The sequence below is a fragment of the Leisingera sp. SA215 genome (assembly GCF_055902035.1).
The window spans coordinates 1-13,845 of the sequence record NZ_JBVVXU010000005.1; the positions used below are offsets into that span (position 1 = coordinate 1).

General features: G+C 63.3%; 14 protein-coding genes. 7 read left to right on the forward strand and 7 right to left on the reverse strand.

Annotated elements, in window-relative coordinates:
- Together AC0KW6_RS07025 and AC0KW6_RS07030 are read left to right on the forward strand one after the other, a co-directional pair.
- The coding region (locus tag AC0KW6_RS07025) for a hypothetical protein (RefSeq protein ID WP_474034534.1) at positions 1-647 on the forward strand (647 nt) is incomplete at its 5' end.
- A 20-nt stretch (positions 648-667) separates the two neighbouring features.
- Positions 668-1,822 (forward strand): IS110 family RNA-guided transposase, encoded by a 1,155-nt coding sequence (locus AC0KW6_RS07030; RefSeq protein WP_474034535.1) that lies wholly within the window; start codon positions 668-670, stop codon positions 1,820-1,822.
- Positions 1,823-2,326: 504 nt separating this feature from the next.
- Here AC0KW6_RS07030 and AC0KW6_RS07035 read toward each other — a convergent pair.
- The 3 genes from AC0KW6_RS07035 to ald all read right to left on the reverse strand — a co-directional run bounded on the left by AC0KW6_RS07035 (position 2,327) and on the right by ald (position 5,284).
- Entirely contained in the window at positions 2,327-3,133 is an 807-nt protein-coding gene (locus tag AC0KW6_RS07035; protein ID WP_323778539.1) for a mechanosensitive ion channel family protein, read from the reverse strand.
- Between the two features lie 78 nt (positions 3,134-3,211).
- A complete protein-coding gene (gene mscL, locus AC0KW6_RS07040; protein ID WP_474034536.1) occupies positions 3,212-3,643 on the reverse strand; it encodes a large conductance mechanosensitive channel protein MscL in 432 nt (143 codons plus the stop codon).
- A gap of 522 nt (positions 3,644-4,165) precedes the next feature.
- Positions 4,166-5,284: an alanine dehydrogenase gene (gene ald / locus AC0KW6_RS07045; protein WP_323778535.1), complete on the reverse strand. Its 1,119-nt coding sequence runs from the start codon at positions 5,282-5,284 to the stop codon at positions 4,166-4,168.
- A 139-nt stretch (positions 5,285-5,423) separates the two neighbouring features.
- Here ald and AC0KW6_RS07050 point away from each other — a divergent pair, with 139 nt between their 5' ends.
- Positions 5,424-5,882: an Lrp/AsnC family transcriptional regulator gene (locus AC0KW6_RS07050; protein ID WP_323778598.1), complete on the forward strand. Its 459-nt coding sequence runs from the start codon at positions 5,424-5,426 to the stop codon at positions 5,880-5,882.
- Between the two features lie 215 nt (positions 5,883-6,097).
- On the forward strand, positions 6,098-7,015 hold the full coding sequence (gene ppk2 / locus AC0KW6_RS07055; protein WP_474034537.1) for a polyphosphate kinase 2: 918 nt from the start codon (positions 6,098-6,100) through the stop codon (positions 7,013-7,015).
- Between the two features lie 73 nt (positions 7,016-7,088).
- Here ppk2 and AC0KW6_RS07060 read toward each other — a convergent pair whose 3' ends face one another.
- Positions 7,089-8,132, reverse strand: a complete 1,044-nt coding sequence (locus tag AC0KW6_RS07060) for a CAP domain-containing protein (RefSeq protein ID WP_474034538.1) — start codon at positions 8,130-8,132, stop codon at positions 7,089-7,091.
- Between the two features lie 725 nt (positions 8,133-8,857).
- Positions 8,858-9,064 (reverse strand): 30S ribosomal protein S21, encoded by a 207-nt coding sequence (gene rpsU / locus AC0KW6_RS07065; RefSeq protein WP_024088814.1) that lies wholly within the window; start codon positions 9,062-9,064, stop codon positions 8,858-8,860.
- 118 nt (positions 9,065-9,182) lie between these two features.
- On the opposite strand from rpsU, the gene AC0KW6_RS07070 reads away from it, so the two are divergent.
- The gene (locus tag AC0KW6_RS07070) at positions 9,183-9,884 is read left to right on the forward strand and encodes a COQ9 family protein (protein WP_474034539.1); all 702 of its coding nucleotides are present in this window, start codon (positions 9,183-9,185) and stop codon (positions 9,882-9,884) included.
- Between the two features lie 126 nt (positions 9,885-10,010).
- Complete coding sequence (locus AC0KW6_RS07075; protein ID WP_474034540.1) at positions 10,011-10,994, forward strand: NAD(P)H-quinone oxidoreductase; 984 nt, start codon at positions 10,011-10,013, stop codon at positions 10,992-10,994.
- A 67-nt stretch (positions 10,995-11,061) separates the two neighbouring features.
- On the opposite strand, the gene AC0KW6_RS07080 is transcribed toward AC0KW6_RS07075, so the two are convergent.
- The gene (locus AC0KW6_RS07080) at positions 11,062-11,919 is read right to left on the reverse strand and encodes a DUF2189 domain-containing protein (RefSeq protein ID WP_323782684.1); all 858 of its coding nucleotides are present in this window, start codon (positions 11,917-11,919) and stop codon (positions 11,062-11,064) included.
- 285 nt (positions 11,920-12,204) lie between these two features.
- The gene (locus AC0KW6_RS07085; RefSeq protein ID WP_323782687.1) at positions 12,205-12,849 is read right to left on the reverse strand and encodes a ribonuclease T2; all 645 of its coding nucleotides are present in this window, start codon (positions 12,847-12,849) and stop codon (positions 12,205-12,207) included.
- 130 nt (positions 12,850-12,979) lie between these two features.
- Here AC0KW6_RS07085 and AC0KW6_RS07090 point away from each other — a divergent pair, with 130 nt between their 5' ends.
- Positions 12,980-13,747: a DUF1013 domain-containing protein gene (locus AC0KW6_RS07090; RefSeq protein WP_323782690.1), complete on the forward strand. Its 768-nt coding sequence runs from the start codon at positions 12,980-12,982 to the stop codon at positions 13,745-13,747.
- Positions 13,748-13,845: the final 98 nt, after the last annotated feature.

The following is a 13,845-nucleotide window of genomic DNA, read 5'->3' on the forward strand; positions in this document are numbered from 1 at the left end:
CCGCGGGTATTGGGGGGCTGCCGGCGCAGCCGCTGCCGGGCTTGGGGGGCGGCGCGGAGCAACAGCCCTGGCACCGGCAACGCTTCGTTAAGCCGGGCAGGGTAGTCTATAGCCCTGAAACAGACGTCCAACCTGATATGGTGCCTGCTGAGCAGGGCGCCGGAAATGCACGTATGAAAAATCGTCGAAAGCCAGCCTCTCAGATCACCCCGCTGATTGAGGACGGGGGCTTGTTCAAGCGGGAAGTCCGCGATGTCGCGGTGGAACTGGTGCCGGTGTTCAGCATGAACAACCGCGGCGATCTTGTGGTCAAGGGGATCGTCAGTCCCGGCACCGAGATCGAGGTGGTGTTTGCCGGCCGCCGGAAGCGCCAAGCGGCAGGTCTGGTCGAGCAAATGAAGAGGCTGCGGGTGCAGGGGGTGCGTACCGCGATGAACGGCCATGAGGCGATCAGCTGTCCCCGGAATCTGCGCCTGCCAGTCCAGGTGCGGGGCACCTGGCGGCTGCGTTTCGACCGCGATGCCTCTGGCTGGGAGGTCAAGAGCTATCAGCTGCTGGCCGCGCAATGGGTCTTTGCCGATGCGGAAAGATCCCATGATGAGTGGTGGACAGCGGCCTGTGGGAGATCAGAGTCGGTTTGCTACTAACCACTCTGGAGGGATTTGCCATGACAGCTGAACCAGCTTCGCCACCTGCCGCTATCCGCGTTGATCTTGGTGCAATTTTCGTCTCGTTGGAACTGTCGAAATCGACCTGGCTGATAACGTCGCTTACGCCAAGCAGAGAGAAGATGTCCCGGCATTCGGTGCCGGGCGGTGACATGGCAGCCCTTCTGGCCTGTCTAACCGCATTGCGGGAGAAAGCAGTGGCGCGTGCCGGCAAGCGCTTTCCGGTGGTTGTCATCCAGGAAGCGGGGCTCGACGGTTTCTGGATCCACCGCGCGCTTGAGGCGGAAGACTGGATCACGAGCCATGTCGTGGACGCCGCCTCGATTGCGGTGTCGCGCCGGCACCGCCGGGCGAAGACCGACCGCATCGACGGGGAGACGTTGGTTCGCACGCTGATGGCGTGGATGCGGGGCGAACCGCGGGTATGCTCGATGGTGCGCGTGCCGACGGTTGAGGATGAGGATCGCCGCCGGATCGGTCGGGAGCGCAAGGCGCTGGTCGAGGAGCGCAAGCGGCACGTCAATCGGATCAAGGGGCTGCTCTTCAGCGTTGGCATCCGAGGCTATGAGCCGGTGCGTCGCGACCGGCGCGCGCGTCTCGAGGAGCTGCGGACGGGCGCCGGCTTGCCAATGCCGGTCCACCTCAAGTCGCAGATCGGCCGCGAGCTCGACCGGCTGGAACTACTGGTTGAGCAGATCAAGGCCGTTGAGACCGAGCGTGATGCGTTGTGTGCCGAAGCGGGTGAGGCTTCGCCGCAGGCGATGCTCAAAGACATCAAGGGCATTGGCGCGGAGTTTGCCAGCACTCTGACGCATGAGGGACTGTTCCGGAAGTTCGACAACCGGCGCCAGATCGCAGCCTATGCCGGGCTTGCGCCTTCACCTTGGCGCAGCGGCGGCATCGATCGTGAGCAGGGTGTCTCGAAGGCAGGCAATCCAAGGCTACGCACAACGATGATCCAGTTGGCTTGGCTCTGGCTTCGCTATCAGCCAGACTCAGCCCTGACACATTGGTTCCATGAACGTATCAGCCACAGCGGTGGGCGCGGCAAGAAGGTCGCGATCGTGGCACTGGCGCGCAAACTCCTCGTCGCCTTGTGGAAGTATACGGCCAACGGCACCGTGATCGAGGGAGCCGTCATGACCAAAGCCTGAGCACATTCCCCTAGGTCAACCCAATCCTCGGGGCGAGCAGCCCTGACGGATCCAGGCGAACGGACCGAAGCCCCCCATGGCTTCAATCGCCGCTAAAAAAGAATGGTTCCGTTCCCCTGAGCCCACCCCGGATGCGGGATTATGGTGCAGCCGTCCCGAGCGGCGACCGGATATGAGGTGGTACAGGTGAGGCGCGGCCTGCCGGTACTGAGAATGGGCGCAACTGGATACCGTCGATGGCAGAAAGAAAGGGCTACAAAATGGTCGTACACCCCTTGACCTCCAACTCATCATATGAGGGGGGCTGTTCTGTGCGGCTGGCCGCCTGCCGAGTCGGAGAACAGGCTGCAGGACCGCGCCGGGGCCGCGCGGTCCGAACTGGCCGCGCAGAGGGCACGGACGGGCCAGCCCTCTTAGGCAGCAGCGCAGACACGCCCCGCCAAAGGCGGGGCGCCCGGCCCAACGGAGGCAGGCCCGTCAGGGCCGGAAACGGGCGGGAGGGCCTCAGCCCTCTTTCCTGATTTCCACAGAATGCGGATAGGGGATTGAAATGCCCTTGGCGTCGAAAGCCTCCTTCACGCCTTGCGTCAGGGCAAATTTCACTTCCCAGTAATCCTCGGCCTTGCACCAGACCCTGACTGTCAAATCGACCGCGCTGTCGCCCAGATTGGTCACCCGGACCCAGGGCGACGGATCCTGCAGCACCCGCGCATCGGCGCCGGCCTGTTCGAGAATGATCGCCTTGGCGGCATCAGCGCTGTCGCCGTAGTCGATGCCGAACACCATGTCGACGCGGCGGGTGGGGTGATGCGAGAAATTGGTGATGATCGAGCCCCAGGCCTGGCCGTTGGGCACGATGATCTGCACGTTGTCCGGCGTCGCCAGTTCGGTGATGAACAGGTTCAGATCTTTCACTGTGCCGGAGGTGCCGCCGATGTCCACATACTGGCCGATTTTATAGGGGCGGAACAGGATCAGCATGAAGCCCGCCGCCAGATCGCTGAGCGTGCCCTGCAGCGCCAGGCCGATGGCCAGCGTGGCGGCACCCAGCATGGCAACCAGGCTGGTGGCCTCAATCCCGAAGATGTTGAGCACCGCCACCAGCACCACCGCCAGCAGTGCCCAGCGGACCAGGCTGGCGGCAAAATTGCCCAGCGTCGGATCGATCCGCGGGGTCCGGTTGATACGGCTGCGCACCGCGCTGCTGATCCAGCCGGTGGCGATCCAGCCAAGAATCAGAACCAGCAGCGCCTTGGTGCCGCTGACCATCAGCGGCCAGTAGGCGCCGGCCTGTTCAATCAGTTGTTCCATCAAATTCAGTCCTTTGAAAACGCGCGAAAGGAGCGGACGCCCGCTCCTTTGCAATTGTCGCATTCCGCTGTTGCGGCGCTATTTTTTCAGCGAATCGCGGATTTCGAGCAGCACGTCAAGCTCAGACGGCCCGGCGGGCGTTTCTTCTGCCGGGGTGTCTTCTTCGTGCTCCATCGCGTCACGGACGCGGTTCACCGATTTCACCAGCAGGAACACCACCCAGGCGATGATCAGGAAATTCAGAACCGCCATCAGGAAGGAACCATAGGCAAAAACCGAAGCCCCGGCCTCGCGCGCGGCCTCCAGCGAGCCGTAGCTGGCGCCGTCGCCGCCCAGCACAATAAAGTTGTTGGTGAAATTCACACCGCCGGTGAACAGCCCTATGATCGGGTTGATCAGGTCATCGACCATGGATTTCACAATGGCGGTAAAGGCGGCGCCGATGATGATCCCCACCGCCATATCCATGACATTGCCCTTGGCAATGAAGGCCTTGAATTCGTCCAGCATATCCGTTCCCTCTCCGTCCCAGCGGTTATGTTCGCAGGAGCAGGCTAGGAGCGGCCTTGCAGCCTGTAAACGGGGAATGTTCCGGCCCCGGCGTCAGTGCGAGGCCGGAAACGGCGGGTTTTGCCGGAGATCAGATCGAACTCTTCCACCTCCCGGGGACAGGGCCGTCCTTGGAAACCTCCGGGAGACCGCTGCCCAGGCTGAACGCGGCCATCAGGCGCATCGCTGCGGAACAGCTCCTCCTGGCTGCCGCCCTCCGCCTGGCCGTAGAAGACGGCGCCCTCCAGCGTTTCCAGATCGCCGCCCGCATCCGGGAAGTAGCCGGACAGGTAATTCCCGAAGGCCGGTTCGGTGGCTTGCGGCAGCGCAAGATTGTTGCAGGGGCGGCTCGCGCTGCAGGCAACGACAGGTGCCGCCGCTTGCTTCCGCCGGCACCAGCAGCGGGGCAATAGGGGCTGCGCAAAAGGAAAGCCCCGCCGGGTCTGGCGGGGCTTTGGTGCATTTCGCTGCGGGCTGGGGCGGTTACTGTTTCAGCGCCAGTTTCGGCGACAGCACGTCGATGCCCAGGGCCTCGCCGACCGCGTAGTAAGTCAGCTGGCCCGCATGCACGTTCAGGCCGTTCAGCAGGTGCGGGTCGTCCTCGCAGGCCTGGCGCCAGCCCTTGTTTGCCAGGTTCAGCAGGAAGGGCAGAGTTGCATTGCCCAGGGCCTGGGTCGAGGTGCGCGCCACCGCGCCCGGCATGTTGGCGACACAGTAATGCATGATGCCGTCGACCTCATAGATCGGGTCGGCATGAGTGGTTGCCTTGGAGGTTTCGAAGCAGCCGCCCTGGTCGATGGCGACATCCACCAGCACCGCGCCGGGCTTCATTTCGCTTAGCTGTGCGCGCGAGATCAGCTTGGGTGCCGCGGCGCCCGGGATCAGAACTGCGCCGATCACCATGTCGGCCTGGCGCACCAGCTCGGCGGTTGCGCCGGCGGTGGAGTACTGGTTTTTGAAGGTGCGGCCGAACACGTCATCGAGATACTTCAGGCGGGGCAGCGAGCGGTCGAGGATGGTGACATCCGCGCCCATGCCGGCTGCGATCTTGGCGGCGTGGGTGCCGACGACGCCGCCGCCGATCACCACAACCCTGGCCGGGGCCACGCCGGGGACGCCGCCCATCAGCACGCCGCGGCCGCCATTGGCTTTCTGCAGGGTGTAGGCGCCCACTTGCGGAGCCAGACGGCCGGCCACTTCGGACATCGGCGCCAGCAGGGGCAGGCCGCCGCGGTCGTCGGTCACGGTCTCATAGGCAATTGCGGTGCAGCCCGATTCCAGCAGGTCATGGGTCTGCTCCGGGTCGGGTGCCAGATGCAGGTAAGTGAACAGCAGCTGGCCTTCGCGCAGCATCTTGCGCTCGGCGGCCTGGGGTTCCTTCACCTTGACGATCATGCCGGCGGTGGCAAAGACTTCCTCCGCGGTGCCGAGGATGACAGCACCGGCGGCGGTATAATCCTCGTCGGTGAAGCCGGCCCCGGTGCCGGCGCCTTTCTGGATGACAACATCGTGGCCGTTGTTGACGGCTTCTCGGACCGCGTCCGGGGTCATGCCGACGCGGAATTCCTGCGGTTTTATCTCGGTGGGGCAGCCGATTTTCATGTGTGTTTCTCCTCCAAATTCAATACGGTCATTTTGCCGCAGATACCGCAATATGTGCTGCTTTTTGAGGTGGAAATGAAATAGGGCTTTCGAATAATCTTCGTCAATTCAGGCGAAAATGAGCAAGGTTCTTCGAGAAATGTCGTTAGACGAAACAGATCGTCGCATTCTGTCGGTGCTGCAAAAGCAGGGACGGATTTCCAACGCCGACCTGTCGGAGCGGGTGAACCTGTCGGCCTCCGCCTGCCACCGCCGGGTGCAGCGGCTGGAGACGGACGGGTATATCCGCGATTATGTTGCGCTGCTGGATGCGCGCAAGCTGAACGTGCCGACCACGGTGTTTGTCGAGATCACCCTGCAGGCCCAGGCGGATGAGGTGCTGGACGCGTTTGAAAAGGCAGTGTCGCGGATCCCGGATGTGCTGGAGTGCCACCTGATGGCGGGCACCGCGGACTATATCCTTAAGGTGGTGGCGGAAAACACCGAGGATTTTGCCCGCATCCATCGCCAGCATCTGGCGCGGCTGCCGGGGGTGGCGCAGATGCAGTCGAGTTTTGCACTGCGCACCGTGTTCAAGACCACGGCGCTGCCGGTTTGATGCGGCGCTGATGCTTATTGCCGGACCAGGGGCTTTTGCGCTTGAACCCCGGTGGAAATTCCAGTTGCCTTGGGGGAAAGTGCAGCCAGGGCCGCATGACGGATCCTTTGCTGCGGCGACGGCTGTCTGCTGCCCCGGCGGAGTGACATCAAACAGTCACATGCCGCCCGTACAAGGCGGTGTTTGCACGACCTGACAAGGAAGGAACCCTGCCCGTGACCCGCGAATTTGAAACCGCATCCCTGGATTGGCTGGAAGCGGAGCTGCAGGACACGCTGGACGAGGATATCGAGATTGAATTCTCGGAGCCGATGCTGAGCCAGGAGATCCGCAAGATCTACCGGGAACAACATCCGGAAATGCTCGACCGGCAGATTTATTTCCGCAATCTTTTGCGGCTGCAGGCGGAGCTGATCAAGGTGCAGGACTGGGTGCAGAACTCCGGCGCCAAGGTTTGCATCCTGTTTGAAGGCCGCGATGCAGCGGGCAAGGGCGGGGTGATCAAGCGGATCACCCAGCGGCTGGATCCGCGGGTGGCACGGGTGGTGGCGCTGCCGGCGCCGAACCGCCGCGAGCAGAGCCAGTGGTATTTTCAGCGCTATGTGCCGCATCTGCCGGCGGGCGGCGAGATCGTCCTGTTTGACCGCTCGTGGTACAACCGTGCAGGCGTCGAGCGGGTGATGGGCTTTGCCAGCGACGACCAGGTCGAGCAGTTCTTCCAGGACGTTCCGGAATTTGAGCGGATGCTGGTGCGGTCGGGGATCATCCTGCTGAAATACTGGTTCTCGATCACCGACGAGGAACAGCAGCTGCGGTTCATGATGCGCATTCACGATCCGATGAAGCAGTGGAAACTGTCGCCGATGGATCTGGAAAGCCGGATCCGCTGGGAGCAGTACACCAAGGCCAAGGAGGAGATGTTCAAACGCACCAACATCCCCGAGGCGCCATGGTACATCGTCGAGGGCAACGACAAGAAGCGCGAGCGGCTGAACTGCATCGAGCATCTGCTGACCAAGATCCCCTATGAAGAGGTGCCGAGCGACAAGGTCGAGCTGCCGGACCGCAAGTACAACCCGGACTATGAACGCAAGGTGCTGCCGGACGAATTGTATGTGCCCAAAATTTATTGAGGGTCCGTCTTAGACGCCAAGCGGGCGAACGGGCGTGCCGCGGCGCGCCCGTTGCACGTTTGCCCGGCCGGGATCAGAACAGGAAGTCGCTTTGCTGAAGCTCCTGCTCTGTTATGCCGCTGAGCAGCAGGCTGTCGCCATCGCTGTCGCTGATCAGCAGGCCGGCATTGGTCTGGCTGGTGTGGTTGTTCACCAGATCGCTGAAGCCGGTGATGCCTGTGGCGGCGCTCAGGTCGATGCGTTCACCGCTGGCATCCGGGTTGAAATCGGTCACGGTGTCGTCGCCGCCGCTGAAGATGAAGAGGTCGCCGCCGCCCTTGCCGGCCAGCTTGTCGTTGCCGCTGCCGCCATCCAGAGTGTCTTTGCCTTGGCCGCCGAACAGCTTGTCGTTGCCGGAGCCGCCGTTCAGCTCATCCGCGCCGTTGTTGCCGCGCAGCGTGTCATTGCCGGAGCCGCCGTGCAACTCGTCGCCGCTGGCCCTGCCGTTCAGTTTATCCCGGCCTTCGCTGCCGTCGAGGCGGTCCCGGCCGTTGCTGCCGGTCAGCGTGTCATTGCCGCCGAGGCCGTCCAGGCTGCCTGCGCTGCCAAGGGTCAGGTTATCATTTCCCGATGTGGCACCGGTGCCTGTGCCGCCGCCGCCCGCGCTGCCCCCTGATCCGGAGTCCAGTTGCAGGTCTGCGCTGGTCTTGGCGAAGTTCTGGGTCACCATCACCGCATCCCAGCCATTGAAATTGCCCTGCTCGACGCCGATGCCGATCACTTCGACACTGGCGCTGAGGATATTGGCGCGGTGGCCGGGGCTGTTCATCAGCGATTCGTGCAGGTTGACGACGTCATCGGCCAGCCCGGCGGCGCCGCGTTCGCTCTGCCAGGCAATATTCTCGGCCCAGGTCCAGCCGCCCGAAAACTGAAAGCCGGCATCCTTCATCCGGTCGCCGGCGCTGGAGCCGCCGGCGCCGGTATGGGAGAAGACATCCTGCTGCAGCATCCATTCGCTGTGGTCTTCTGCCGAATCGTTCAGGCGCAGCTCGAGCTGGACCGGGTTAAGCCCGCGCGACGTGCGCTCGGCGTTGATCAGGTCGAGCATCTGGCGCTCGAGTTGGCTTGCCTGTGACATCGGTAACTGCTCCGTGAGTGTGCCGGCTGGGCGGCGGTGCTGCCTTCGGTTAACGGAAATTCAAGGCACCGAAAGGGCCGGAGGGTGCAGCGCGGAATTGCGGCAAGGCTCTGCCGTAGCGTGGGGGGCGGATACGCGGATTCCTGCGCGCGCGGCCGCCTTGGGCTGCCCTATGCAGCTGGCGGCGCGGCACCGGCGCAATCCCGCTGCAGGGCAGCGGGCAGGGCGGTGGGGGATTCGGGGGGGGGCGGCGGCCGTCAGGGCATGGGGCCTTGCCGGGGAAACAGCCAAAGAAAAGGGTGGGCCGGGCGCCGTCGGGGGAAGCTGCCGGCGCCCGGCCATATTGAAAACCCGCAGAGGCTATGCCTTGTTTGCAGGGACCAAGACAGGCGCCGGTGTCGTTTTTTTCGGGGGGGACGCGGCCTGCTCCGGATTTCAATGAACCGGGTGTTCCAATCCCGGCCGGCGGGGCAATGGTTAGGGAAACGCATCAGATTTGCCCTGCCGCACTACCTGTATAGCAGAAGAGTTTAGCGAAATACACCTTAAAGATGTAAGTCGGGCAAAATTGAGGCATTTTTGTGCCTCCCCTCGAGACGAGGTGTTTTGCTCATGGGGGCAGAAATGACAAACCCCCGGGGCGGGGCCGCGGGGGTCGTCTGAACTTAAGTTCCGGCTGGTCGCAAGACCGGCCAAGTGCTGTCCAAAGCTGGACGGTCTGCTGCTTACAGCAAACCTTCGCGCTGGAGCTTCTTACGTGCCAGTTTCCGGGCACGGCGGATCGCTTCAGCTTTCTCGCGCGCTTTTTTCTCGGACGGCTTCTCGAAATGTTGCTTGAGCTTCATTTCGCGGAATACGCCTTCACGCTGCAGCTTTTTCTTCAGGGCACGAAGCGCCTGATCGACATTGTTGTCGCGAACACTAACCTGCATGTGGTTTTCACCACCTTTCTAAGTTTGAGTTGCAAGGAAATTGCAGGAACTGGCCGTATAGCAAAGGCAGGTTATTTTGTCTAGTAGGGTATCAGGACGCTGAAAGCGGGAGAGCGGCATGACTGCAAATCAGGATCACGCGCAGGACGATATCAAGGCAAGGCTGCTGGATGCAGCGTTGAATCACGTGCCGTTTGACGGCTGGTCCGAGGTGACATTCCGTGCTGCCTGCCAGGAGGCGGATGTGCCTGAGGTGCTGGCCCATGCGGTCTGCCCGCGCGGCGGGGTGGACCTGGCGCTGGCCTATCACGCCCGCGGCGATTCGCGGATGCTGGCGCGGCTTGAGGCCGAGGACCTGTCCGGCCTCAGGTTCCGCGACAAGGTGGCAGCCGCGGTGCGGTTCCGGCTGGAAGCGGTCGATGACAAGGAAGCGGTGCGCCGCGGCACCACGCTGCTGACACTGCCGCAATATGCCGGCGACGGGGTCAAGGCGATCTGGGGCACCTGCGATCTGATCTGGGAGACGCTGGGCGACGGCTCGGATGATCTGAACTGGTACACCAAACGTGCCACGCTCGCCGGGGTCTATTCCGCTACGGTGCTGTTCTGGCTGGGCGATGACAGTCTTGAGCATCAGGCGACCTGGGAGTTTCTCGACCGCCGGATCGGCAATGTGATGGATTTTGAGAAGCTGAAGGCGGGTTTGCAGAAAAATCCCTTGCTGAAACCATTCCTGGCGGGGCCGAACTGGCTGGCCGGGCAAATCAAGCCGCCGAAAGACCGCGATGATCTGCCTGGGTCGCTGAACCCGCGGCGCTGACACAGGTCCGGACCGAACTTTTGGGCGGGTGTGCTCCGCAAAGGCGCCTGGCTGCGGCGCCTTTGCTGTTTGCGCTCGCCCGGACGGGTGGTAGGCAAGGGGCAAGGATCAGGAGGACGAATTGCCATGACAAAGATGATGCGCGCGGTTGAAATCAGCAAACCCGGCGGGCCGGAGGTGCTGCAGCTGACCAAGCGCCCGGTGCCGCAGCCGGGCCATGGCGAGGTGGTGATCAAGGTCGCTTATGCCGGCGTGAACCGTCCCGATGCGCTGCAGCGCGCCGGGGCCTATGACCCGCCCAAGGGCGCCAGCGACCTGCCGGGGCTTGAAGCCTCGGGCGAGGTGGTGGCTGCGGGCGCAGGCGTCAGCGGCATCGCGGTGGGCGATCAGGTCTGCGCGCTGCTGCCCGGCGGCGGCTATGCGGAATATGTGGCAACCCCGGCGGCGCATTGCCTGCCGGTTCCCAAGGGGCTGGATCTGAAACAGGCGGCCTGCCTGCCGGAAACCTTCTTCACTGTCTGGTCCAATGTCTTCACCCGCGGCGGGCTGAAGGCGGGGGAGCGGTTCCTGGTGCATGGCGGCTCGTCCGGCATCGGCACCACCGCAATCCAGCTGGCCAAGGCCTTTGGCGCACGGGTCTTTGCCACGGCCGGGTCGGACGCGAAATGCCAGGCCTGCCTCGAGCTGGGCGCCGAACGCGCGATCAACTACCGCGACGAGGATTTCGTCGAGGTGCTGCGGGAGGAGGGCGGCGCCGATCTGGTTCTCGACATGGTCGGCGGCGCTTATATCCCCCGCAATGTGAAGGCCATGGCCGAAGACGGCCGCCTGGTGCAGATCGCCTTTCTGCAGGGGCCGAAGGTGGAGCTGAATTTCGCCCTGATGATGGTCAAACGGCTGACCCTGACCGGCTCGACCCTGCGGCCGCAGAGCGATCTGGCCAAGGCGCAGATTGCCCAGGACCTGCGCGAGGCGGTCTGGCCCTTGATCGAGGCAGGCAAGGTCGCACCGGTGATGGACAGCGAGTTTGCGCTGGACGAGGCCGCCGCGGCGCACGCACGGATGGAAAGCTCCGGCCATATCGGCAAGATCGTATTGAAGGTGGGCTGACACCTCAGCGGTGTCACATCAAAGGGCCGGCAGATCTGCCGGCCCTTTTTTTGCCAAGCGGTGCCTTTTACTGCACGGCGCGGCGGTACAGATGCCAGGTCGCATGCCCCAGCACCGGCACCACAATGATCAGCCCGGCCAGGAAGGGGATCGCACCGATCACCAGCGCGGAGCCGACGATGATACCCCAGGTCATGCAGATCAGGGGGTTCTTGCGCAGCACCTTGATCGAGGTGGCCACCGCCACCGGCAGGCCGACATGGCGGTCCAGCAGCAGCGGAAAGGACACCAGGCTCATCGCCAGCGCGGCAAAGGCAAAGACCGCGCCCACGATGCCGCCGGTTATGGCCATGATCCAGCCCGCGCGGGTGGTCACCACTTCCGTGGCAAAGCCCAGCAGCGAGGCCGGCGGTTCCGGCCCCAGGGTGCGGCTGTAGATCATGTCAGCGGCCACCAGCCAAACAATGAACAGCGCCGCCAGATACAGTCCCAGCACCAGAATGCCGCCAAACGCGGGGGAACGGATGACGCCAAAGGCATCCATCCAGCGCGGCTCGAACCCGGCTTCACGGCGGGAAGACATTTCATAAAGCCCAACCGCGGCCACCGGGCCAAGGATCGCAAAACCCATGATCATCGGCACGATCAGGGGCAACAGATTCATTGACAGGCTCATCACGATCAGCGTGATGCCGATCAGCGGATAAAACAGCACCAGGAACATGGCATCGCTGCGGCAGGCGGCAAAATCCTCCAGGCCGGCAGCCAGCGAATGAATGATGTCATCCATGGTAAGCTTGCGTGCCTTGGGCAGTTCCTTGACGCCGCTGCTGCCCATCTCTTCGACCGTCTGGCCGATATGGTGCCCGGTTGTCTCTGCCCCTTGCAGAAGCCAGCTGAGCGGGTTCCCAATTGTTTTTGCCATGCGCGTCATCCTCCTCGCTGACTACAACGGAAGTGCCGTTCAGGCAGGGCCGGGTGCGGCACATATCTTTATACTAGCACAAAACCGCGCGAAGTGTGCGTCACAGGCCATTTATTGCCGCGTGCAGCAGGACAGGGCTGTTTCCGGCAAAGTGACAGGGGGGCGGCCTTGGCGGATCACCCGGCCAGCCAAGGCCGCGGGCGCCGGATCTTTCTGGTCTGAAGCATTCCGGGGTGAATCGGCCGCCAGGCCAAGAGGGGTGGCGCGCCCCTCCCGGTCTTGGTCTTAGCGCACCGGCGCAAGGCGGGCGTCTTTCAACGTGCAATCCCGGATCGCATCCCGCCCGCAAGGCACCGGCTGCAGCGTTTTCGACAGGCAGATGCGGGCCTCCTGGATGGCGCCGTCGCGGCAGGTGATGGTCAGGCTGTCGCGCGACAGCCCCGGATTTTCTTTGAGAAACGCCTCCTCTACCACGGCAGCGGGCAGGGTGACGGGGGTCTTCAGCCTGCGGAAGATGGCGGGGCGGGTGACGCGGGTGTAGGCCTCGCGCATCAGGCTGTAATACTGGCGTGCAGTCAAGCCGGAGCAGGTGCCATGCTTCTTCCACTGGTGCCAGGCCAGGCCAGGGCTGCCCATGATATCCGCCATCTCCCGGCTCATGCCGCGGCTGGGCGGGGCGGCAGCGGTGCGGCAGTAACTGGGCCAGCCGCGGTGGTGCTGCGGCCACAGCCCGTGCAGGGTCCAGCCATGATCATGACGGGCATCGCATTGCTCCGCGCGGCGCGCATCGCCTTCTTGTTCGCACCAGTTCGGCGACCAGCTGAGTGCCAGAACGTAATAGTCGAATTCCCCGGCCGGCTCGCCCTCTGCCGCTGCACAGGCGGCAAAACAGGTCAATACAGCCGCAAACCCCAGCAACAACTTGCGCATTGGCCTCTTTCCTTATGCAGTTAAGCCGACTATATAGACCTGAAGTTCCCCGACAACGGAAACCAGACCCCGAAAGCGGGGCAGCCTTTATCCAGGCGGCGGGGAAGATGTGTTTTAAGGAGATGAGCGCATGGCAAAACCGTTGATGGCCAAGGCAACCGCCGTGTGGCTGGTGGACAATACCACAATCAGCTTCAAGCAGATCGCCGATTTCGTCGGCATGCACGAGCTGGAGATCCAGGGCATCGCCGACGGCGAAGTGGCGGTGGGCGTCAAAGGGTTCGACCCGGTGGCCAACAACCAGCTGACCCAGGACGAGATCGACAAGGCAGAGGCCAACCCGCTGCACAAGCTGAAGCTGAAGTTCAACCCGGCGGCGGCCGGCGAGGAAAAGCGCCGCGGCCCGCGCTATACCCCGCTGTCCAAACGCCAGGACCGTCCGAATTCGATCCTGTGGCTGGTCAAGTTCCACCCCGAGCTCAGCGATGGCCAGATCGCCAAGCTGGTCGGCACCACCAAGCCGACTATCCAGTCGATCCGCGAGCGCACCCATTGGAACATCTCCAGCATGCAGCCGATCGACCCGGTGGCGCTGGGCCTGTGCCGGCAGTCCGAACTGGATGCCGTCGTGCAGAAGGCCGCCGCCAAGAAAGCCGCCGAAGGCGGCGTGATGAGCGATGATGAGCGGCGCAAGCTGGTCTCGACCGAACAGTCGCTGGAGATGGACACCGAGCCGAAGATCCCAAGCGCGATCGAGGGGCTGGAAACCTTTACTCTGGGCAGCGGCTTGAACAGTGAAGACGAGAAAAAGGAAGAGGAAATCCCGGACGCGGACAGCTTCTTCAACCTGCCCTCGGGCGGCGATGACGAGGACGACGACGAAGATTCCCGCTTCTGATCCGGTGCGGCCCGGCAGGGCCGGGTGCAGGAACTACTTAAAAAGCCGCAGATCCGGTGCTCTGGATCTGCGGCTTTTTCTGTTAACATTTACACTCT